Here is a 22,243-nt window from a genome sequence, read left to right as displayed (position 1 = left end):
CGCTACAAATACAGATTCAAGATGAAAAAGCACCTTTTTGCCATAGGCATCCTATCCGTTTTACTGATAACGACCGGATGCAAGCAGACGGAAGAAAAAGCACGGCACATCCCGACCGCCCCACAGATGGAAGCCCGGATAGACCGTTCCGAACCCGTAAAAATCGTAGATGTGGAACAAGCCTACGAAAATCCCGCCCCGTTGAAGTTGAGCCAGATCGCCTCCTCGATCGAATACTATACCGTCGGAGATGCCCGGTTCACCGTCACCCAGGCGATCGAGTTGCCGGACAGCAATGCCTTTATCACTTTCAACAACCCGCGCATCTATTACCGCAAACAAGGCATTCCGAGCAAACGATACGGTTTCAAGGCGTTGGCCTATAAATGGAACAACGAGATGAACGGACAGAACATGTTCTACGACAAGAAAACCACCCGCATGTATGTCGCCCTCAGCGGGAAGACACAGGAGACGCGGAGGACCGGGACGGACAGCGTCCCCTGCATCAGCGTCTTGCCGCCATTGGACACGATGCTGACGATCCAAAGCTACATCTTCCCCGAAAGTCCCATCGAGAAATATCCGCTCGGCCGGCGCGACGACAAATTGTTGGGTTTCTCCTCCACCGGTTACACCTTGTGCCATTACAGAGATACGTTGGGGGAACCGGACGGGATCACGACGTTCAACCTCCAAGGCGATACGCTCTGCAAGTTCCGGTTGAAAGACGGGGAACCGGCCCCGCGCACGTTGACCGACAACATTCCGTTCTTCCATACGTCCTACTGGAACACCGGGCAGGACCGGATGACCTTCATGATGCCCTATTGCGACACCGTCTACCAGCTGCGTGACCCGCAAACCGTCGCCCCGCTCTACGCCATCCGTTACGGGAAGCAAGGACTTGACCTGAAAGAGATGAAGGAGGCTAACATCCCGAACGGCAAAATATGGTTGAAAACCTTTTATGAGAATCCCAAAGGGCTGTTCATGGGGCTTTACCAAAAAGGAGAACGGAAGATCGCGGATTGGATCGGTTGGGAATACACCTACAAGCCGACCTTGACCCACCAGGCGGTCTACCTGAAAGAAGAAGGACGGACGGTCATGCTTCCGGCCGACAAAAACAGGGGCTTCATCAACGACCTGGACGACGGGCTGCCTTTCTGGCCGGACGGACAGACGGACGATTGCCTGTACATGCTCCGCACCGTCACCGAGATGCGCGAACTGGTGAAACGCACCGGCTCGCCCAAGCAAAAGAAACTGCTCGAACTACTGGACAACCCGAAGGTGCCCGAACGCGATTATGTGATGATCATCGTACGATAGAGCATCGCTACAAACCGTATTTCCGCATCTTGTTATATAGCGTCTGCCGGCTGATATCCAACCGTTGGGCACAAAGAGTCAGGTTGCCGTTATTCTCGCGCAACACTTCCCTGATGAACTGCTTCTCCATCTCCTCCAACGTCACCGGCCGAGATGCGGAAGCCGTTTTTCCGATATACGGATCGTCCGCCCCGGGCGAAGGCGAGCCGGTCGGCAAGACAGCCTGCCCCTTCCGCCTCCGCCGGAAAGCCTCTTGCAAAACCGCCACCAACTGATCGTTATCCCAAGGTTTGACAACAAAATCAGCCGCTCCCTTTTTCAAGGCGGAAACGGCCAGTTCGATATCCCCGAAAGCCGTGACCAGGACCACCTGAGGCGGGTCGGGCCGGTCGACGATACGCTCCAACCAGAACAACCCTTCGCTTCCATCCTGCCGTCCGATCCCGAAATTCATATCCAACAAGACGATATCGACATCATTTTCACGCAACAGAGCCGGCAAAAGCGTCGGGACGGAAACTCCCACCACCGTTTTGAACTCGCGTGCCAAAATCACCTTCAACGTTTTCAGCACCGCTTCGTTATCATCCACAAGGATTATTTTCCCATCCAGCATAGTTTCATTTTTTTTCTGATTACAAAATTATTATTTTCTGCCAAGAAATCCGCAATCAGATGCAAGTGTAATTTGTTTCCCACAATGTCGCATATCTTTTCGGCAATGCCGTATATATTCTTGACGTTGCCGTGTATATTCTCGACATTGTCGAAAACAAATTACACTTGCATAAAAACAAAAATGCCCTTTCATCCGATGACGATCCCATTGTCCAATAATTAGACAAATTTCCGGTTTCCCCGAAGAAAAAAGAACGATCTTTTGCGGCATCCACAGAAAGGGGATAGCTTTGATCCGTATTAAAAGCAAAAGTCATGAAAGCCGTAGCACTCAAACTGGTCCTCCGTAGCTGGTGGCGTAATAAAACGTTTTCCATCATTTCGATTGTCAGCCTGGCGATCGGGATTGCCTGCACGAATCTGTTGGCCGCCTTCGTCATCTATGAATTCAACATCGAGGCGGATAATCCGAATAAGGAAAAGATCGTCTATATGGCGCAAGACTCGCCGATGAAGTCAGGAGAAAAGGCTGCTTTTATAGTTGGAAAAATCCCCATCCAGCTGAAAGAGCAATACACGGAAGTGGAGGAATACCTGCGCTTCAGCTCGATCGATTGCAACTCCGTCACCATAGGAGACAAGAAATACGACCCTATCCTGATTACCATAACAGACACTACTTTCGACCGCTTCTTCGAATATGAAGTGCTGTACGGCGACCTGCATGACGCCCTTTCCGCCCCTGGCAAAGCCGCATTAAGCGAATCGTGCGCCCGGAAACTGTTCGGAAAGACAAACCCCGTAGGAAAGATCGTCCAAATAGACCTGCCGGACGGTGGCATGCGGTATGAGGACGAAACGACGCCCCTTTCCCGTCCTTTCCAAATTGCCGCCGTATTGAAAGAATATCCCCAGTCCTACCTCAAGTTCGACATGCTTACCGGTATCGGACAGGATTATTACGGTGGAGGAGTCACCCTCCTGAAAGTCTCCCCCACGTTCGACAAAGAACAATTCGCCCAAAAGATAAAAGCGGACGGAGTCCCTACCCTGCAAAAGGAGAAAGGGCGTTACTATTTCTACACCTTGCAGGAATCCTATTTCCAGCACTACACGCAGGAGTCGATTCCTTATGTCGCCCGTTCCCAACAAACGTTGCTGCTCATCGGGCTGATATCCGCCTTGCTGATCCTGCTGATCGCCTGCTCCAACTATATCAACCTCAGCTTTTCCCGGGTTCTTCAACAGATACGGGTCATACACACGCAAAAGCTGATGGGAGCCACGCAAGCGGAGATGAACTACCAATTGTTCCTGGACACATTCCTCACGGTCGGCATCGCCTTCCTGCTCTCGTTGCTGATCGCCCACGACCTGATCCCCGTTTTCAACCGAATCATGTCCGGAAGGATCACCACCGGATTTTTCCTGAACAGGCAGGTGCTACCCGTTATCTGCGGACTGATCCTGATCCTGTCCGTTATCCCCGCTTGCTACATGAGCCGGAAAATCGCGAACCTGACGGATAGCAACTACCGCCTGTTCTTCACCGGAAACAAAAAAAGAAGGATCGTCACCGCCCTCTCCGTCATGCAGTATATCATCTCCATCGGACTGGTGATCGGAACACTCACCATCCATGCGCAATTGAAACTGACGCAAAAGAAAGGGGAATGCTACCGCAACCTGATCGAAATCGGAAGCTGGAAAGGGGGGAACCTGGATGCCAGCACATTCGCGGCAGAGCTGAAGAACAGACCGGAAATAGCTTCGGTCACACGTGCCGGCGGCTCCATCCTCTTCGCCTGGCTCCAACAGATCACGATCGAAAACAAGGACGGATCAGAGTCTTACTACTCGTCCGTCCAATATATGGGTGAAGAGAACCTCCTGCAAACCCTGGGCCTGCAAATACTCCAGGGGGTGACTCCTCAGGAAGCGATGCGGAAATATGACCGGCCGGTCTATATAAACCGGAGATATGCGGACATCCTGATCCCTGCCGGCGAAAACCCTGTCGGGCAACCGGTCAGCCGGTACGACAAGTTTTCCTACGGTGACCAGGCAGACGACCCGCAACAAGCCTGCACGATCTGCGGAATCGTCAGCGATCACTATATCAACACGCTGGAAGAGGAAGCGATGCCGTCCCTGATCTACCTCAACAATGCCGGTGCAAAGAATTACCGGATGCTCTATGTCAAGCTGAATGAAAAACAGAAAAAGAAGGGGCTGGAAACGATACGGGAAGTGTGGGAAAAAGTAAATCCGGGCGAATACTTCACCTACATAGATGTATATGACGTATTCATGCAACGCAACCGGAGGACGACCGATATGGGTAACCTGCTCTTGATGTATTCGGTCATCAGCCTCTTACTGACCTGCTTCGGCCTGTTCGGAATGGCTTTGTACGCGACCGAGCAACGGACGAAAGAGATCGGCATCCGGAAGGTGAACGGGGCCAGTACCCGAAGCATCCTGTTCCTGCTGATCCGGCAATTCATCACATGGATAGCGGTAGCATTCGTGATCGCAACGCCGCTTGCCTGGGTGCTGCTGAACCGTTGGCTGGAAAGTTTCGCCAACCGGGTGAGCATCTCCCCGCTCTATTTCTTGCTGGGCGGCGTTATCGTCCTGGCCATCACATTGCTGACGGTAGGCTGGCATAGTTACCGGGCCGCCTCGAACAACCCGGTAAGGAGTCTAAGGAGTGAATAAAGGGGAAATTATCCGTTCACCTTCTTATAGTCGGCCAGGAAAGCCGCCAGGCCGCTATCGGTGAGCGGGTGTCTCAACAAGCCTTTGATGGCGGAGAGCGGGCAGGTCGCCACATCGGCGCCGGCTTCCACGCATTGCATGATATGTTGGGTGGAACGGATGGAAGCCGCCAGCACTTGCGTCTCGTAATCGTAGTAATCGTACATCTCGACGATCTTGCGCACCAGTTCGATCCCGTCACTCGCGATATCGTCCAAACGGCCGACAAAGGGAGAGACATAGGTCGCACCCGCTTTGGCCGCCAGCAATGCCTGTCCCGGAGAAAAGACGAGCGTACAATTCGTGCGGATGCCTTTGCCTGAAAAATACTTGATCGCCTTGATCCCGGCTTCGATACAAGGGACCTTCACTACGATATGCGGGTTCAGTCCGGCCAGCTCCTCACCTTCCCGGATCATGCCTTCGTAGTCCGTGGCAATCACTTCGGCGCTCACATCGCCGTCTACCATTTCGCAGATCTCGATGTAATGCTTACGCTGGTTTTCCACTCCCTTAATGCCTTCCTTCGCCATCAAAGAGGGGTTGGTGGTAACGCCGTCGAGCACACCCAACTCGTTTGCTTCCCGGATCTGATCCAGATTAGCCGTGTCAATAAAGAATTTCATCGCCTGTTTTTATTTAAGTAATTATTATGGTATAACAAGCGGAACCGCATGATAGTTCAGGCATTTCCATTGACGTTCAGAACTCGAAGCGCACACCGGCTCCGACGCCTATCAAGGTCGTGTTCTCGGTACGATAGCTCACCGGCTGGTTGTTGTCGAAATAATAAGAATAACGAGGTTCCAGGTACAAGCTCCAATCCCGGTAGAAACGGTATGCAACGCCGATAGAAAGGTTCAACGACCATTGCAGGCCGCCAATGCCGGAACGGCAGGTAGCCGATTCAGATCCGTGCAAGCCATACGCTTCCACATGATAAACGGAACGCAGGCCTTTTTCCACCATAAAGCCGCCGGAGAGATACACGTTCCAATCCGGATGGTCCCATAGCTTGACCACCAGGTTGACCGGAATACCCAAATAGTGAAGCCCCAATGTTGCACGGCGGCCGGCCATCCGCCCCTCGTTCATCTTCGAATACAAATAGGTATAGACCAGACCGCTTTCCAAGCCGATACGGTCGTTCAGATTCTTGCGGACCATTAACCCGAACGACAAGGGCGGCGCACAATCCACATGCGAGAAAGTCTCCGGGCCGCCCTTCAAATCCGGATCCGGCTTCTCATCTACAGACGGTCCGGGAGGAAGAGGCAAGCCGGGCTGAGGATCATTGACCACTTCGTCTTGAGGACTGTTATCCAACCCCATACCCAACGAAAAATGTCCGCCCGTTCCCATACTGGCCCCGATCTGCCATTTGCCGTCTTTTGCTTTTGGCCGGTCCGCCCTTGCAATCAGATTGCCGGCACGGTGTTTTTCCGGTTCCGGCCCTCGATGTCGTACGCCGGGAGTTTCCACCTCCGGTTGTGCGACCTCCGCCTTATCCGGGAGTTCGACTTCTTCCACCTCGACCCGGATTTCCTCGTAGGCAACCATCCGTCCCCGCGCTTGAGGCGGGATCGCAAAGGAACTGCCTTTTCCCGGTTGTTGCTTTTCAATATCCTTTTTCTCAGGATTCGTCCTTTCGGCCACCTGTTCGTTCTTTTGCGATCCCGCGTCAAACGCGGGAACAGGATCGGAGTCGGGTTGGTACAAGCGTATCACGAGCAACAAGGCAAGTACCGCGGCAACGGCACTTATCCAGCCCCCGATCCGCCAGGCGGAAGGACGCGGACGTCCGGCCACCTCCGCCTCGATCCGCTCCCAGCATCCCGCATCGACGGGCAACCGGTGATCTTCCAGCTTCTGCTTGACCTTCAAACTGAACAGGTCTAATTGCTTATTATGTTCTGTTTCTGCTGACATTGTCCTGCGCTATTAAAGATTGAACCATTTCCTGTAATGCTTTCCTTGCCCGCGTAAACTGGGAGCGGGAAGTGATCTCCTGGATATGAAGCATAGCCGCTATTTCCTTATGCGTATATCCTTCGATGGCATACAGGTTGAAGACGGTCCGGTAGCCATTGGGCAACCGGGAGATGCATTCCAACAGCTCGTCGGCCGACAAGCGGTCCAGCACGGAAGCATCCACATCTTCAACCTGTTCTCCATATTCATCAATCGGGGCACTCGACCGGAGAGCATCGTATTTACGGAGGTATTCGAGCGCCGTCGTCACAAAAATCCTTCGGACCCAGGCACCGAACGGGCCTGTCGCCGAATAGGTCTGTATCTTGGTGAATACTTTGATAAATCCATCCTGGAGCAAGTCGCGGGCCACCTCTCTGTCGCGGACGTAACGGGCGCATACGCTCATCATGGCAGGTGCGTACAACTCGTATAATTCCTTACGAGCCGATGCTTCGCCACGCTTACATCCGTCGATTAACAGTTGTTCTTCCATAAATACTTGCTACTCTCTGATTATATGATGAAACAGGTTTCCGGATAGTTGCACCTATCTTCATTATTTATACACAAATATCTAAATTTATTTTTATCTTCGCAGAAATTAAATGAGTTGCTGTATGAAGCGGGGAATAAGTTTAATCATCTTGTTGTTGTGCGCATTATGTATGCAGGCACAATCCGACCTGACTTGGATCAGAACCAGAGAAGGCAAAATGGTGGCAGTGCCCAAACGGGCGGTTTTCGACTTGAACCTGCCCAAACTCGCATACAAAAGTTACACGCCATCGGACAGGCAACTGATCGAAGCCAAGCTGCGTGAATTCATACCCGACTTTCCGGTCCGATCCGCCTATAAACAGGAGCGCCCGATGGACATGATTATTTCATCCGCCGCCTATCAGCCATTTTTCAATCCGTACACACCGATGCTGAGACGCGTTTCGCCTATGGCACTGGACTTCCACGAAGTATCGGTCGTTCCCGTCAGCGAACAAGTGGACTTTATCACAAGCGGGCAACAATACACATGGCCCGGTGTCGGCGGCCTTACCCGGATCAATACGGAACTGCTATGGACACACGGCCGGTTCTCCCTGTCGGGAGGCGCTTTCGGCGGACGCTACTTCACTCCGTTCAATCCTTCCCCCAAATTCATGGGCGGGTTCAATGCGATGGCCGGCTACGATGTGACCGATTGGATGACGGTCAAAGGCTGGGGACAATATACGTTTTACGACCACAACGAAAGAAACAACCCGCATATGCTGATGAACCCGTTCTACAACCATACAAACGTAGGCGGAGCATTCGAATTCAAGGTGAACGATAGCGGCTTCAGGGTCGGGGTAGGGATCAACTACGAATACAATCCGATCCGTGGAAAGATGGAACGCCAGTTCATGTTCTACCCGGCAGGCAAGATCGGGACGTTCCGGATCGGTAACTGAACGTAAGGGGTTCGAGAGAGCCGAAAAAGCGGGCATTCCCGTCCGGCTGACAAAAATAAGCGATACGGAAACATTACGGGAACGATCCGATAATCTCTCTTTCGTCCCACTCATAGATACATTCCGTCGCGCTTCCCAGCACTCCCGCTCCCCCTTCTACGTTGGAAGGGAGGCGGATCGGTTCGGCAAAGCCGGATGACGCGAGATCGCCTGTAAAAGAGCCGGTCCGAAGTTCTTGCAATGTCTTCAGATAGTCATAGTAATCCTTCGAGATGGCTTGTAGATAAAAACGAAACGTTTTAGGATAAAGGATCGACAGGTCTTCCTTATTCAGATAAAGAGTATGGCCATACGATCCGAGAGGAAGGTGCATGGTATAAGTCCTTCCGTCTATCAACTCGTCGGAAAAAGCCCCCCAATAGTCGTCCGAAGTAGCTCCCGTACCGAAAATATAATCGAAAGCGGTCACCTCGTTCTTGAACAACGGTTCTTCGGAAAAACGGATGTATGAAGAAGTCCAATAAACGGTATCACCCTCATTTATTTCGATGCCGTCACATCCGCCTCCATATCCATATCTGCCATGCCAGAATTCTTTTCCATAAATCAGATAATAATTGCCGACATCCGGCACATCTTCAATCGTCAGTTCAAACGTATAATCGACATCATACAAACGGACCGAATCATCCTCCATTATAAATGATTTCTGCGCCAGCAACCGACAATTGGCAACCGGCATAGGCGGCGGAAGTTCCGAAACTACGGCTATGTCAGGATAGCCGGGGGCCGAAGCCGTGATACGGATACGGTCACCTGCAGAAGGAGAATAGCCCGCCTCATAAGAACCGGACTGATCCTTTCCGGCAGGAGCGACAAATGCCAACTGTTCATGCAAAACATCGTTCACATATAATTTCACATCTGCACCCGGGATCGTCAGGTTCGGTTTTCCATCCGTATAAAACCAGGTACGGGAAAGATTTGCACGTACCGGTTCACCGGCTTTTACGACTCCGTTAAGCACTAACTTCGGATCGGGCTTGAGAGAATCGAGGTCAACGATTTGTTCGCAGCCCTGAAAGAAAGCTGCCCCCAAAAGCAGGAACGGGAATATCTTGTTCGTCTTCATCTTCATTTAAAATTTATAGGTATAACTGACAGACGGGATTATCGGTAAAAAACTATATTGCTTAAACACGGGATACGACTTCATTTCAGCCGGATCATACTCGTCCGTCTTTTCTATCATAAAAGGGTTCATCCGGCAATAAGCATTGTAGAGGCTGACATTCCAGATCCCCATACGTCCCTTTTTCTTCGGGCGATAAATATTGATTCCCAAATCAAGACGGTGATAGGCCGGAAGCTGGTAATTGTTGCGATCGCCATAAAGGTCGAACTCTTCTTGCCCCGAACTGCCATAATATGGGTCTTTGGACGGCGGGTTCAGCCCCTCGTAATTCTCGGTCGAGAGCGTGGTATAGTTACCGGACGTAAAGGTCCAGGCGGCCGAAAGTTCCACGCGCTCCGAGAGTTTATGCATGACGACAATATTCAACTTATGCCGGTTGTCGTAGCGGGAAGGGAACCGGCGTCCTCCGTTCAGCTCGTCAAACCGGCGGTCCGACCAGGCAAGGGAATATCCGATCCAGCCGGTCGTACGTCCAGCAGGCTTCCTCACCATCCATTCCACCCCATAGGAACGTCCTTTTCCGGCAGCCAACTTCCGGTCCCAGGCGATCGACGAGGGGACCAGGCTGTGCCCGTCCTTATATTCGAGCAGATTGCGGCTGTCCTTATAATATCCTTCCATCGAAAAATCCAGTTCCTTCCAATTGTAATAGGCACCCAACGAATACTGGTCGCTGATCAGCGGCTTCAGGTTGCGGGTGACAGGCATCCACGAATCGGTCGGCAAATTGAGGAAACTATTGCTGATAAGATGCACATATTGATTCATCCTCGAATAGGAAGCCTTCAAACTAAGGTCTTTGCCAAGCAGCCAGCGCAGAGAGACACGCGGCTCCACACCGGTATAGGTCTTCCGGTCGATATTGAAAAGGCTCAAACGGACTCCGGCGTTCAGGCGGAGCGCAGGCGTCAATGTCCAATCGTCTTCTGCAAACGCCGACAACTCGTGCGCCAGCAATTTCTCGTTGCTGAACACTTTGCCGATCTGCATGGAATCCGGTTGATCGCTCTCCTCCGTCAGGAAACGGTTATATTCGGGACGGAAATCATGCCGGACATAATCGCCTCCGAAACGGATATGATGGTTGGACACCGGCTGATAGTCGAACGACGTGCGGACACCGAAATCATTGATACCGGAAGCGCTGACCGTTTCATCGAAACTCAAGGAGTAGGCTTCGTTATTATAATCCCACTCCTTCTCTTCTTCGCGGTAGGATATTTTCGCATTATAACGGGTATAGAAACCGGCAATCTTACCGAACAGGCGGTTATTGAACGCATACGTCCAACCGGCGGAAGCGACGAGATTCCCCCAGCGCATGGAAACATGCGTTTTATCCAGATAGCTACTGATAGAACCATCCTTTCCCGGCTTGTCTTCACTTGTGGCCTTCAACACATCGTTACCATTGTAAATGCTGACGAAGAGACGGCTCCGGTCGTTGACACGGTGGTCCACGCGGGCATTCAAATCATGAAAGGCGTAACGAAAATTGAAGTCATAACTCTTATCTTTTTTCACGGCATTGAAGATCGCCAGTGCCGGCGCGGTAATCACATCGAACCAAGTACGGCGCAGGGCGATCGAGAAAGAAGTACGGTCTTTGACGATCGGGCCTTCCAAGCTCAGGTTCCCCGCAATCAACCCGAGCGACGCGCTACCATGATATTCCTTCATATTCCCCTCCTTCGTCTGCACATCGACAACCGACGAAAGGCGGCCGCCGTAACGGGCGGGAAAGCCCGCCTTATAAAAATCCATGCTTTTGACCGCTTCGCCGTTAAAAGCGGAAAATATTCCTCCCAAATGATTAAGCTGGTAAACCGGGTTGCCGTCTATCAGAAACAGGTTCTCATCGGCATTTCCCCCACGCACGTATAAGCCGGAGACACCTTCTGTCCCCATCGACACACCCGGCGTCAACTGCAATGTCCGGATAATATCCGCCTCGCCCAGCAAGGCGGGAGTGGCGCGGATCGTTGCCTGGTTTACCTCCAAAGCCCCCATCTGCACATTGTGGACGGGCGAACGCAACGAACGCTCATTGCCGGTCACCACCACTTCGCCGATCGAAGCATTCGTCTGTAAGAACAAGGTGAGCATCGTATCGCGTTCCAACGCGGGAAAGCCGAGTTTGCGGTTTTCATACCCGATATAGGATACCGAGATCCGGAGCGAATCATCGGAGGCAGGTATCGTAAGACTGAAAAAACCGAAAGCATTCGTTGCGATCCCTAACCGGCTGCCGATATCATACACAGAAGCCCCGACCAGGGATTCTGCGGAAGTCTTATCCCGCACAAAACCGCTGATCGTGACCTGCCTGGGTTTGCGTTTCAGAACGACGATGTTTCCTGTCCTCTTGTACACGAGCGGATAACCGGCAAAAAGTCGTGCCAGGCAATCGTCCAATGCTGCATCTTCCACTTTGAAACTCGTCGTCCGAAACTCTTTCAACAAAGATGATTCATACGAAAAAGTCACTCCGGCCTGTTTCTCGATCTCTGCCAGGATCTCTTTCAAAGAAACGTCCCGCATGTTCAATGTAACCGTTCGAACCTCATCTCCACCGTTTACCTCTGCCGACAACTTCTCCGACATCAAAAAACAACTCAGACACACAATAGCATAGGTAAACCATCTCTCCAACACAAACTTCTTCATCTTATCTTTATTGACTTTTCATTCATAAGACAGGAAAAACGAAAAAACCCCTATCGGAGAATGGGAAAAATAAAAAAGAAATCAATCATATGAGGCAAACGGATTCCAGTAAGGTTCCTCCTCCCGGCAAGGCATCGTGAAGCGGCGGTGATAAAGCTGGTAACCGGCAACGATACCGAAGCCGTCTTTCACATTCGTATAGGTGGCCGAGGGTTCGACCAGCCCATCCAGATAAGCATCGCCCAACGAGATGGAAAAGTTCTGTACAACCGTCAGGTAATGGTAATAATCTTCCGAAACAGCCAGCAACCGGACATCATAATGTACGGTCGTCACAACCGAATCGCCCGCATACGAATAATCGACGGGATAAAAAGACGAACGGACGGTATATTCGTTTCCGTCAAACATGTCATCGGTAAACGTGCCCCGGCAGGTCTTCCCGTTCAACTGGTCTATAGCCGGATTCGTAACGGTTGTGCGGAACACCGGGTCTTCATAGACCAAGCCCAGGGAAGAATATAAATCATAATCCGTACGATACATGGAACTGACGACTATCACACTGTCCCCTTTCTGATATTCCGTAATCTTCTCCACCATCAAACGATAATAATTCCGTTTATCCGGCTCATCCCGGAAGCGAATGTATAAACGAAGAGAAGGATATTCATATCCCTGGTAGCCGAACTTGAAAAAGCGGACCGTATCGACCGAAAGTACTTCTATCGGATCAGGAATAAGCGTTTCCCCTTCTATAGGATCGAATCCCGGTGCAGCCGCTTCCAGCCGCAGGCGGTCTCCGGAAGCGACACGGCATCCGGGTAAAGCATATTGCCCCGTATACCGGTCATTTTCTACGGGTTGCATCGTTCCTTGCAGACGGTCGTTCACATAGACCCGGATTGTCCCGTCCGTAATACCGTCGTCCGTAATCGTGTCCAATATAAACCAGCTTTTCGACAGGAAAGCCGTCACATCCTCATCCGGCGAGACAGATGAATTAAGCACCAGGAGCGGAGGCACAGACGGCAGTTCCAACACCACATCGCGGGTACAGGCGGCAAGCAAAAGCAAGTATAACAAAAACAGGCAATTCTTCATGACTTCAGAATTTAAAGGTATAAGAGACGGAAGGGACGAAGAGGAACAACAAGGTCTGCTCCAATACGACCTCACGCCCGCTTTCATTTTGATAAGTCCGGGGACGGACGGTAAACGGATTCGGCTTAAAATAAGCATTGCACAAGCTCAGGTTCCAGATCCCCATACGCCCGTTCTTTTTGTAACGATAGAAATTAGCTCCCAAGTCCAAGCGATGGTAAGGTGACAACTGGTAGTTATTCCGGGAACTGGCACTCGCACCTCCCGTCCATTCGAAAGCCTGTCCGGGCCTGTCATCCGTCAAATCCGGCGATGGACGGTAATTCACATCCTGTATGGTGATATGGTTACCCGATTTATACATCCAGGCGGCCGTCAGCTCTACCTTTTTGGATAAGCGGTAGGAGGCCACAACATCGATCTTATGCCGGTTGTCGTACCTGGAAGGGAAACGTTGCCCTTTATTGACCGTTCCGTCCGGGAACCAGCGGTCGGAGCAGGAAAGCGTATAACCGATCCAGCCGTTGAAACGTCCGGCTTTCTTCCGAACCATCAGTTCCATCCCATAGGAACGTCCTTTTCCCACTCCTACCCGGTCTTCCCAACCGGCAAAAGCAGACAAGGCGGGACCGTTATCCTTATATTCCACCAGATTATTCATCCGTTTATAATAACCTTCCGCCGAGAAATCCAAACCTTGATAGTGCCAGGCCAGGCCGCCCGTCACCTGATGGGCATTCATCGGGCGGATATTTCCCGTCACCGGAACCCAGATGTCCGTCGGCTGGCTGATATAACTGTTGGACAACCGGTGGACATACTGGTTCATCTTCGTGTAGGATACTTTAGCTGACACCCTCCGTCCCAACAGATAACGCGCAGAGAAACGGGGTTGAAAGGACTGGTAAGTCTTCCCCTCCACATGGAAAAGCGTAAAACGCAGGCCGGCATTCACCCGGAGCCGGTCGGTGAGCGACATCTCGTCTTCCGCATACGCCGAAACCTCATGTCCATGGATCAGTGAATGCGAAAAGACGGTGTTGTTCACCTGCGTAATGACCGAATCCTTATACCAGGAACTCATATTGCTCTGTTCAGGACGAAAAATATGAAACAGATAATCCCCTCCCATCCGGATACGGTGGTCCACATTCGGACGATAGTCAAAAGAGGCCCGCAGGCTTACATCTTCCATCGCCGAACGGTAATGCCCCTCCTGGAAGTAGAGCTGTCCGCCCAAATCCTGAAATGAGACAAACGTATTCTGTTTCTGGATAATATGAGAGCGATACCGGGTATAGCCGCCCGTAAAAGTGGCAAACAATTTTTTATTGATCAGGTAGTTCCAGCCGGCAGAACCGATCAGGTTCCCCCAACGCCAGCAAAAATCCCAGTCTTGTCCATGCATGTCTTTCGCTTCTTCCCCATTCCGGTAGCTGTCGCTTCCCATATAAAAACTAAGATACGCACGGCTCCGGTCTGTAAAAGAATAATCGACTTTTGCATTCATATCGTAAAAATGATATCCTCCTTTTACCTTCGTATCGGATTTCTTATTGAAAGCAGTCATTATCGGCCAGGTTATCAACTCCATCCAGGTACGGCGCACAGAGACGTTAAACGACGACCGGTCCTTGATGATCGGCCCTTCCAGATTAGCACGTGCTGCCAGCAGACCGACCGAAATATTCCCATGGTACTCTTTCCGGTTTCCTTCGTTCGTACGAACGTCTATAACGGAAGAAAGTCTCCCGCCGTACTCCGCCGGAAAACTTCCTTTATAAAAAGTGGCATTCTTTATCGCATCCGGATTGAAAGCCGAAAAGAAGCCTAAGACATGATCCGTATGGTAAATCGGGTTTCCGTCCAGCAGGAACAAGTTATCGTCGCCATCCCCTCCCCGCACGAACAGGCCGCTCATCCCCTCCGTACCGACTGTCGTACCCGGCAGGCGCTGCAAAGTCTTGACAACATCCGCTTCTCCTAATAAAGCCGGCAAGGACTTCACCCGGCTCGCCGAAATATCCGATACGCCGATCCGGCTTTTCAGGACTTCCGACCGGGGAGAAATTCCCCTGACCACCACCTCTCCCAGTGTGCCGGCTTGTTTCAGGGACAGATCGATCATCGTGTCCCGTGTCAACTCGAAGGTGACGGTACAACGTTCATACCCGACATAAGAGGAAGTCAGCACCACTTTCCCCGGCGGCAACGTTATGCTGTAAAACCCGTAATTGTTGGAAACAGACCCTTTCTTAGAAACCCGGTCTATGACTGTCGCCGAAATCAAGCTCTCGTAGGAAGCGGAATCGCGCACAAAGCCGCTGATCGTATACAACTTGGGCTTTCGTTTCAGGATCACATACTGCCCTGTCATCCGATAGACAACCGACAGAGGATCGAATAACCGTTTGAGGCAATAGGAAAGAGATTCGTCATGCACTTTCAGAGACACTTTTTGGTACTCTTTCAACATAGACGATTCATAAGAAAAAAATATCCCGGTCTGCCTCTCTATTTCCAGCAGGATATCCTGCAACGGAACCTGCCGCATATCCAACGTAACAGTCGGAGTCGGATCAGCCGGAAGAGGCAAAGGCTCTTTTGCACGGATCAGCGGGCAACACAAGCAAATCCCGAAGACAAACAGGTAAACACGATACATATATTATTCTTATTTTTCAGCCTGAGACACCAGCCGGATGTCCAATGTCTGATTGATAACCATCAGTACTTCATCAAGAGGCAGGTCATTGAATGTGGCTGTCAACCGGGAATCCGGCGAACCCGTCTTATTCGTGATCTTCACATGATAATAATCCCCCAGGTCTTCGATCACCTTTTCCAAAGGCGTATCATTGAAACGCAGTTGTTTCGTTTTCCACGAAAGATCATTCGGTTTTTCTTCCGTTCCGATATTTATTTCTTTCTTCTCATCCGAATAAGAAGCAGACATTCCGGCTGTCAGGATAGCCGGTTCCAAAGCTTCTCCAGCAGCAAAACGGACTTTCCCGGTTACGACATTGACCTGCGTAACGCCCGGTTGCTCGTTTACTTGGAAACTGGTTCCCAACACCGTCACTTCCGTCAGAGCCGTATGAACGGAAAAGGGACGTGCCTCATTCCTCTTCACTTGGAAAAAAACTTTCCCTGTCATTTCCACAACACGCCTTTCCTTTCCATATTTCTTCAAATCATACCGGAGTGTCGAATTTCCGGCCATCGAGACCAGCGTACTATCCGGCAGATAAACATCTTTCAACTGTCCCGATGCAGTAACGACAGACACCCATTCGGGATTATTCCGATCTTTCATATAAAAAGTACCGAATCCAATAAGCAAGAGCACAACAGAAGCTGCCGCCATCCAGTAACGGCGGAAAGCGACCTGGCGGCGGATTCCTTGCCGGGCGGCAAACCGCTCCCAGGCCTTATCCTCATCCAGGCTTCCCTCTTTGTAGCGCCGGGCTACAAAACGAAGGCGTTTTTCAAATCTATCATCTTGCTCGTTATTCATCATTCTAATTGACAATTGATAATCGACAACGGACAATCGCTATAAAACCCTCCATTGTCTATTTTCCTAATTTAAATTTATACCCGACAGACAAGCTGAAGGTATGGTATTTCAAGTCGACCGAATCATACTGATACTCTTTGCCCAAAGAGGCATCGTATCCGACGTTCATCACACAGGAACCTATTTCCAATCCTACCTGAAACGATAGTCCCCAGTCGAAAGTGTTATCGTGTGTCCAACTTTCATGGCTAAAGCCTTGCCCCAACCATCCGCCGCCATACACGTTACCACCATAATAATAGGAGCCAGAACCATAACTTCCATAACCATAACCGTCACTATCACCCGGCGTATATTCGTTATACTTACCTATATTCTTATCTCCCAACGAATAAGCGACATAAGGACCGGCAGCCAGATTCAACCGTACATTATCCGCTAAACGGAATGATAAATTCGCCATCAACGGAACCTGCAAAAAATGCCGATTCGTCTTATAATAACTCTCATTAAAAGTGGGCTTCGATTGATTGTCTGTCATCGGGTAAATACTCCCAAACGAAATCGTATGTCTCGAATATCCCCGCTGGGTGTAATACAAACCCGATTTCAATGAAAAACGATCCGGTTTGACGGCAAACTCCACACCAACTCCCATTTTCCAACGAGCATTCCAAGCCGGTTTCTGTTCGTTGACATAGAAATTTCCACCTCTCTTGACAGCCGTCATCCCAATTTCCGGCGTCAGCGACCACCGCTGCGCACTCACCGATGCCACACTCATCATCAACATCACAAATAATACGAATTTCTTCATTTCCCTTTTTGCATTAGTGATACATAAACATTTTAACCTTTCTATCACTAAGACAGGAAATTTGAAAAAACCCCTATTCACTCAAGAAAAAAAGAAACAATAAATCCGCACGGCAGTTTCCCGCAAAGTCTTTAACGCTTTTCCGATCTGGTTTTCAACTGTTTTAATAGAAATATGCAACTCCTCCGCGATCTCCTGATATTTCAATCCGTCCCGCTTGGAAAGCAGAAATATCTTCTTCCGTTCGGCTGGCAGCTCGTCGATAGCCGCCCAAAGGCGTGCATCCCGTTCCGATTGATATATCTGTTCCTCTTCCGACAGGTCCTCCATATCGGCAATGCATTCTGTCGTTTGTAACGTATCGGAAGATTGGGCGATAAGCGTAAGGGAACGGTTCCGTACCGCCTGATAAAGATAGGATTTAAAGTTCGCAATTACCAGATTATGGCTGTTTTTATCCCAAACATCGGCGAAGGCCTGCTGCACGACATCCTCGGCATCTTCCGTTTTTTCGGTAAAACGGAGTGCAAACAGGCACAGGGGCCTATAAAGCTCCTTGAAAATACGTTCAAACTCTCCCGCAGATATTGCCGCCATACATTTGTTACTTGTCTCTATTCACTGCAAAGTAAAGTAGTTTTCCATTTAATAATCCGATTTTCAGGTTCTTTATTATGTTTTTAATAAATTATATCGCACAATATCATCCTCATAGACACATAAAAAAGACACGAATTACACCGACTTCACGATTTTCATTCATCCGTGAGTTCCGTGTAATCCGTGCCCCAAATATAGAAAGCCGGAATATGCTTATCCTCTGAATCCGATAATCTCGCGCACTTCACGCAATGTTTTTGCAGCGCTCTCGCTTGCTTTTTCGGCACCCATGCGGGCTACTTTCGCCAAATAGTCTTCGTTGGAACGGATATCCAGGATACGTTCACGAATCGGGGCGCAGAAAGTATTGATATCTTCCGCCAATTGCTTTTTCAGATCTCCGTAACGGATCTCGCAATTGTTATATTTCTCATTGAAAAAATCGAAAGTATCTTTTGATGATACGATTTCCATCATAGTGAACAAGTTGGCAATCGGTTCGGGCTTCACGCTGTTCGGTTCCGTCGGACCGGCATCCGTCACGGCTTTCATCACCTTCTTCTTGATTGTCTTTTCATCGTCGATCAAGTAGATCGCATTTCCTTCGCTCTTCCCCATCTTGCCGGACCCGTCCAGTCCGGGCACTTTGATCGCCTTACTGGAATAATAGAAAGAAGCGGGTTCCGGGAAACATTCGACTCCGTAAGTGGCATTGAAACGGCGGGCAAAACGGCGGGCCATCTCCATATTCTGTTCCTGGTCTTTCCCTACCGGCACCTTCACCGCCTTATGGATAATGATATCGGCTGCCATCAAGGTCGGATAGGTCAGCAAACCGGCGCTTACGCTATGTTTGTTGCTTTCGTTGAAAATTTCCCTTTCCACATCGCCTTCCGTGGTGTTGACACGGTCGATGTGCAACTGCTGACGAGCCTTATCCTTGAAAGAAGTAGTACGCATCAACTCGCCGATTCCCGCATTCATATTCAGATACAGATACAGTTCGGGAATTTCGCGCACATCACTCTGCAGGTAGATGGTCGCTTTTTCCGGATCGATGCCGCAAGCCAGATATTCGGCCAGGATTGTCTTTACACTGTTACGGATGTTATCGGGATGCGGATGCGTAGTCAACGAGTGCCAGTCTGCAATAAAGAAAAAGCAATTATACTCATTTTGCATTTGCAAAAATCCTTTGACTGCTCCGAAGTAATTCCCCAGATGCAAATTACCCGTTGGGCGAATGCCGCTTACTACTGTTTCCATTTTCTTTCTTAATTATTTATATCAAATGGCGACAAAGATAATAATTATTTTGACAGATTCCGAATCTTTATGTCTCCGGCGAATCCAATTTCGAACCGCAATATTTACAATATCCTGCTTCCTCTTCATGTCCGGTCCGATGGCAATGCGGACATTCCAGCCTGCTTCTTTTACGTTGTTCCCCAACCATTGTGGCAGACACAATGCCCGTCGGGACCGCGATAATCGTATAACCGATCAACATCACGATTGCCGACAGGAAACGTCCGACAGGTGTCACCGGCGTTATGTCTCCGTAGCCGACAGTCGTCATCGTCACGATCGCCCAATAGATGCTGTTCGGAATATTATCGAACTGCGTACCGGGCCGGTTTCCTTCCACCATATACATAACCGTACCGATCGAAGTCACCAGGATCAAGACAAAAAAGAAAAACACGAATATCTTCGGAGCACTGATCCGGAGCGACTTCAATAGCATATTACCTTCTTTCAGGAAGTTAAACAGTTTAAAGACACGGAAAACACGGATCAGCCGGAACGCACGGATCACAAGCAGGTAACGCGTACCGGCAAAGAAAAAGCCCAGATAGACCGGCAATGTCGACAACAGATCCACAATCCCGAAAAAGCTGAAAATATACTTTTTGGGCTTTGGCGAGCAATAAATACGAACCAGATACTCAAAAGTAAAGAAAGCCGTAAACACATACTCCAATATCCGTAGCCCCAACGTATAATGGTATGAAAAAGACCGTATGCTCTCCAATACCACCACCAACACGCTTGCGATAATAAACCCGATCAGGCAGGTGTCGAACAGTTTACCCATCGGAGTATCCGATTCGAATATAATGATATACAGCTTCTTCTTCAACTTCTCATCATGAAGAAAAGCATCCACACGCTCCCGTATTTTCGAAAAAAATGCCATAATCCGAATCTTTACTCTACTAAAACAGTAGAAGTTTATTAATGTTACAAAAATAGTAAAAACAAAAATCAATAAAAGGGAGGAACACTCAAAACGAAGCGTCGTCCACATGCCGCAGGCTCTCTATTTAGCGGGCATTCAGTCATTTCAATCGGGCAGGCTTGGCTATAAGAAGAAACATTACTATCTTTGTTGTATTACGAACTGAATACACAGTTCGGATAGATAAAAAGAATAGTTATGAGCAATAAAATTTATCCCATAGGCATACAAAACTTCGAAAAGCTTCGTACCGGCGGTTATTTCTATATCGATAAAACCGAACTTATCTATCGCATCATTAAAACCGGCAGCTACTATTTCCTGAGCCGCCCGCGCCGCTTCGGGAAAAGCCTGCTCATATCTACTATCGAAGCCTATTTCCAAAGCAAGAAAGAATTGTTCGAAGGACTTGCCATGGAAAAACTGGAAAAAGACTGGATCGAGCACCCGATCCTGCATTTAGACCTGAATGCAAAAAAATTCGATACGGAAGACGACTTGCTCCGGCTGATAGACCGCCAGTTTCTCATCTATGAACAGAAATACGGTTCTGCCCAATCAGACGAAACGATAGACGACCGCTTTGTCACACTCATCCGGAAAGCCTATGAAAAGACAGGCCGCAAAGTGGTAATCCTGATAGACGAATATGATAAACCTTTACTGCAAACCATAGAGGATGACGTTTTACAAAAAGAGTATCGTGAAACCTTAAAAGCATTCTATGGAGTAATGAAATCGATGGACGGCTATATTCAGTTCGCCATGCTGACAGGAGTGACAAAATTTGGAAAAATCAGCGTATTCAGCGATCTGAACAACCTGGACGACATTTCCATGCGCGAACCCTACGTAAACATCTGCGGAATTTCCGAGCAAGAGATACACGACAACCTGGAAGAAGAACTTCATGAGCTGGCAGACATACAGGGCATGACATACGAAGAAACCTGCGCCAAACTCAAAGAGTATTATGACGGTTATCATTTTGCAGAAAATACCATCGGCATATACAACCCGTTCAGCCTGCTCAACACATTTAAATACAACAAGTTCAGCAATTATTGGTTCGAGACCGGAACTCCTTCCTATCTGGTTGAGCTATTAAAGCGAAGCCATTATGATCTGGAGCGCATGGCAAACGAAGAGACCAGTTCGGATGTACTGAATAGCATTTATGCAGATTCGTCAAGCCCTATTCCGGTAATCTATCAAAGCGGGTATCTGACTATCAAAAGTTATGATGAAGAATTCGGGATCTACCGGTTAGGTTTCCCCAATCGGGAAGTGGAAGAAGGATTTGTACGATACTTGATGCCATTCTATACAAGTATAAACAAGATAGAATCTCCCTTCGAAATACAGAAATTCGTCAGTGAAATCCGTAAGGGGCAACCTGACGCATTCTTGCGGCGCCTGCAAAGTTTCTTTGCCGACACACCATACGAATTGGCCCGCCAACTGGAATTGCATTACCAGAATGTACTCTTTATCGTTTTCAAATTGGTCGGCTTTTATACGCAAGTCGAATATCATACAAGTATGGGACGTGTCGACTTGGTTTTGAAAACGAATGATTACATCTACGTGATGGAATTCAAATTGGAAGGCACTGCCGAAGAAGCGCTGAAGCAGATCAACGAAAAGCAGTATGCACTTCCATTCGCTACCGACCCACGGAAATTATTCAGGATCGGAATAAATTTCAGTAACAGGTTGCGGAATATTGAGGAGTGGATTATTGAAGAGTGATTTTTTACATAAAAAAGAATAGTTATGAGTAATAAAATTTATCCGATAGGAGTACAGAACTTTGAAAGTCTTCGTAAAGACGGCTACTTTTATATTGATAAGACAGAGCTTATCTATCGTCTTATCAAATCCGGGCGCTATTACTTCCTGAGCCGTCCGCGCCGCTTCGGGAAAAGCCTGCTCATATCTACTATCGAAGCCTATTTTCAAG

The 22,243-nt window shown here is 49.2% G+C and carries 18 protein-coding genes; 5 read left to right on the top strand and 13 right to left on the bottom strand.

All coding sequences use genetic code 11. The annotated features are described in order from the left end of the window. Window positions 1-21 precede the first annotated feature (21 nt). Window positions 22-1,335 (top strand): DUF4933 domain-containing protein, encoded by a 1,314-nt coding sequence (locus RDN79_RS14020; RefSeq protein ID WP_298551300.1) that lies wholly within the window; start codon window positions 22-24, stop codon window positions 1,333-1,335. 7 nt (window positions 1,336-1,342) lie between these two features. On the opposite strand, the gene RDN79_RS14015 is transcribed toward RDN79_RS14020, so the two are convergent. Further along, a complete protein-coding gene (locus RDN79_RS14015) occupies window positions 1,343-1,951 on the bottom strand; it encodes a response regulator (protein ID WP_298551302.1) in 609 nt (202 codons plus the stop codon). Window positions 1,952-2,268: 317 nt separating this feature from the next. On the opposite strand from RDN79_RS14015, the gene RDN79_RS14010 reads away from it, so the two are divergent. After that, window positions 2,269-4,674 carry an ABC transporter permease gene (locus RDN79_RS14010; protein ID WP_298551304.1) on the top strand — a complete coding sequence of 802 codons (2,406 nt, stop codon included), beginning with the start codon at window positions 2,269-2,271 and terminating at the stop codon, window positions 4,672-4,674. 8 nt (window positions 4,675-4,682) lie between these two features. Here the strand turns inward: RDN79_RS14010 and fsa are convergent, their stop codons facing one another. From fsa to RDN79_RS13995, 3 genes are all read right to left on the bottom strand, one after another. Beyond that, the gene (gene fsa / locus RDN79_RS14005) at window positions 4,683-5,339 is read right to left on the bottom strand and encodes a fructose-6-phosphate aldolase (protein WP_298551306.1); all 657 of its coding nucleotides are present in this window, start codon (window positions 5,337-5,339) and stop codon (window positions 4,683-4,685) included. Window positions 5,340-5,415: 76 nt separating this feature from the next. Continuing rightward, the gene (locus tag RDN79_RS14000) at window positions 5,416-6,642 is read right to left on the bottom strand and encodes an outer membrane beta-barrel protein (protein WP_298551308.1); all 1,227 of its coding nucleotides are present in this window, start codon (window positions 6,640-6,642) and stop codon (window positions 5,416-5,418) included. Continuing rightward, complete coding sequence (locus tag RDN79_RS13995) at window positions 6,620-7,180, bottom strand: RNA polymerase sigma factor (protein WP_298551309.1); 561 nt, start codon at window positions 7,178-7,180, stop codon at window positions 6,620-6,622. Before RDN79_RS13995 ends, RDN79_RS14000 begins: the two co-directional genes overlap by 23 nt. 124 nt (window positions 7,181-7,304) lie before the next feature. On the opposite strand from RDN79_RS13995, the gene RDN79_RS13990 reads away from it, so the two are divergent. Continuing rightward, window positions 7,305-8,135, top strand: coding sequence for a hypothetical protein (locus RDN79_RS13990; RefSeq protein WP_298551311.1), 831 nt, complete (start codon window positions 7,305-7,307; stop codon window positions 8,133-8,135). Window positions 8,136-8,208: 73 nt separating this feature from the next. Here RDN79_RS13990 and RDN79_RS13985 read toward each other — a convergent pair whose 3' ends face one another. The 9 genes from RDN79_RS13985 to RDN79_RS13945 form a co-directional block, all read right to left on the bottom strand. Next, complete coding sequence (locus RDN79_RS13985; protein ID WP_298551313.1) at window positions 8,209-9,267, bottom strand: DUF4249 domain-containing protein; 1,059 nt, start codon at window positions 9,265-9,267, stop codon at window positions 8,209-8,211. Window positions 9,268-9,273: 6 nt separating this feature from the next. Next, window positions 9,274-11,997: a TonB-dependent receptor domain-containing protein gene (locus tag RDN79_RS13980; protein ID WP_374044519.1), complete on the bottom strand. Its 2,724-nt coding sequence runs from the start codon at window positions 11,995-11,997 to the stop codon at window positions 9,274-9,276. An 81-nt stretch (window positions 11,998-12,078) separates the two neighbouring features. Continuing rightward, the gene (locus RDN79_RS13975) at window positions 12,079-13,101 is read right to left on the bottom strand and encodes a DUF4249 domain-containing protein (RefSeq protein ID WP_298551315.1); all 1,023 of its coding nucleotides are present in this window, start codon (window positions 13,099-13,101) and stop codon (window positions 12,079-12,081) included. Window positions 13,102-13,105: 4 nt separating this feature from the next. Next, on the bottom strand, window positions 13,106-15,766 hold the full coding sequence (locus tag RDN79_RS13970) for a TonB-dependent receptor (protein WP_298551316.1): 2,661 nt from the start codon (window positions 15,764-15,766) through the stop codon (window positions 13,106-13,108). A gap of 9 nt (window positions 15,767-15,775) precedes the next feature. Continuing rightward, the gene (locus tag RDN79_RS13965; RefSeq protein WP_298551318.1) at window positions 15,776-16,621 is read right to left on the bottom strand and encodes a FecR family protein; all 846 of its coding nucleotides are present in this window, start codon (window positions 16,619-16,621) and stop codon (window positions 15,776-15,778) included. A gap of 55 nt (window positions 16,622-16,676) precedes the next feature. Beyond that, window positions 16,677-17,438, bottom strand: a complete 762-nt coding sequence (locus RDN79_RS13960) for an outer membrane beta-barrel protein (RefSeq protein WP_298551319.1) — start codon at window positions 17,436-17,438, stop codon at window positions 16,677-16,679. Window positions 17,439-17,519: 81 nt separating this feature from the next. Continuing rightward, window positions 17,520-18,035: an RNA polymerase sigma-70 factor gene (locus RDN79_RS13955; RefSeq protein ID WP_298551321.1), complete on the bottom strand. Its 516-nt coding sequence runs from the start codon at window positions 18,033-18,035 to the stop codon at window positions 17,520-17,522. Window positions 18,036-18,251: 216 nt separating this feature from the next. After that, window positions 18,252-19,304: a tryptophan--tRNA ligase gene (trpS, locus tag RDN79_RS13950; RefSeq protein ID WP_298551323.1), complete on the bottom strand. Its 1,053-nt coding sequence runs from the start codon at window positions 19,302-19,304 to the stop codon at window positions 18,252-18,254. Between the two features lie 67 nt (window positions 19,305-19,371). Beyond that, window positions 19,372-20,238, bottom strand: coding sequence for an ion transporter (locus RDN79_RS13945; protein WP_298551325.1), 867 nt, complete (start codon window positions 20,236-20,238; stop codon window positions 19,372-19,374). Between the two features lie 240 nt (window positions 20,239-20,478). Between RDN79_RS13945 and RDN79_RS13940 the strand changes: the two genes are divergently transcribed. Both RDN79_RS13940 and RDN79_RS13935 read left to right on the top strand, forming a co-directional pair. Then, entirely contained in the window at window positions 20,479-22,032 is a 1,554-nt protein-coding gene (locus tag RDN79_RS13940; protein WP_298551327.1) for an ATP-binding protein, read from the top strand. 24 nt (window positions 22,033-22,056) lie between these two features. Further along, window positions 22,057-22,243: AAA family ATPase (locus tag RDN79_RS13935; protein ID WP_298551329.1), on the top strand; the 187-nt coding region annotated here is incomplete at its 3' end.

Source organism: uncultured Parabacteroides sp., assembly GCF_902493135.1.
GTDB lineage: Bacteria > Bacteroidota > Bacteroidia > Bacteroidales > Tannerellaceae > Parabacteroides.
This window is presented reverse-complemented; position numbering and strand designations above follow the sequence as displayed.

Bases quoted from the DNA above. Each gene is read 5' to 3' on its own strand.
- trpS (WP_298551323.1), bottom strand. From the start codon at position 19,304: ATGGAAACAGTAGTAAGCGGCATTCGCCCAACGGGTAATTTGCATCTG.
- RDN79_RS13990 (WP_298551311.1), top strand. From the start codon at position 7,305: ATGAAGCGGGGAATAAGTTTAATCATCTTGTTGTTGTGCGCATTATGT.
- RDN79_RS13965 (WP_298551318.1), bottom strand. From the start codon at position 16,621: ATGATGAATAACGAGCAAGATGATAGATTTGAAAAACGCCTTCGTTTT.
- RDN79_RS13970 (WP_298551316.1), bottom strand. From the start codon at position 15,766: ATGTATCGTGTTTACCTGTTTGTCTTCGGGATTTGCTTGTGTTGCCCG.
- RDN79_RS13985 (WP_298551313.1), bottom strand. From the start codon at position 9,267: ATGAAGACGAACAAGATATTCCCGTTCCTGCTTTTGGGGGCAGCTTTC.
- RDN79_RS13940 (WP_298551327.1), top strand. From the start codon at position 20,479: ATGAGCAATAAAATTTATCCCATAGGCATACAAAACTTCGAAAAGCTT.
- RDN79_RS14020 (WP_298551300.1), top strand. From the start codon at position 22: ATGAAAAAGCACCTTTTTGCCATAGGCATCCTATCCGTTTTACTGATA.
- RDN79_RS14000 (WP_298551308.1), bottom strand. From the start codon at position 6,642: ATGTCAGCAGAAACAGAACATAATAAGCAATTAGACCTGTTCAGTTTG.
- RDN79_RS13945 (WP_298551325.1), bottom strand. From the start codon at position 20,238: ATGGCATTTTTTTCGAAAATACGGGAGCGTGTGGATGCTTTTCTTCAT.
- RDN79_RS13980 (WP_374044519.1), bottom strand. From the start codon at position 11,997: ATGAAGAAGTTTGTGTTGGAGAGATGGTTTACCTATGCTATTGTGTGT.
- fsa (WP_298551306.1), bottom strand. From the start codon at position 5,339: ATGAAATTCTTTATTGACACGGCTAATCTGGATCAGATCCGGGAAGCA.
- RDN79_RS14015 (WP_298551302.1), bottom strand. From the start codon at position 1,951: ATGCTGGATGGGAAAATAATCCTTGTGGATGATAACGAAGCGGTGCTG.
- RDN79_RS13995 (WP_298551309.1), bottom strand. From the start codon at position 7,180: ATGGAAGAACAACTGTTAATCGACGGATGTAAGCGTGGCGAAGCATCG.
- RDN79_RS13960 (WP_298551319.1), bottom strand. From the start codon at position 17,438: ATGAAGAAATTCGTATTATTTGTGATGTTGATGATGAGTGTGGCATCG.
- RDN79_RS13975 (WP_298551315.1), bottom strand. From the start codon at position 13,101: ATGAAGAATTGCCTGTTTTTGTTATACTTGCTTTTGCTTGCCGCCTGT.
- RDN79_RS13955 (WP_298551321.1), bottom strand. From the start codon at position 18,035: ATGGCGGCAATATCTGCGGGAGAGTTTGAACGTATTTTCAAGGAGCTT.
- RDN79_RS14010 (WP_298551304.1), top strand. From the start codon at position 2,269: ATGAAAGCCGTAGCACTCAAACTGGTCCTCCGTAGCTGGTGGCGTAAT.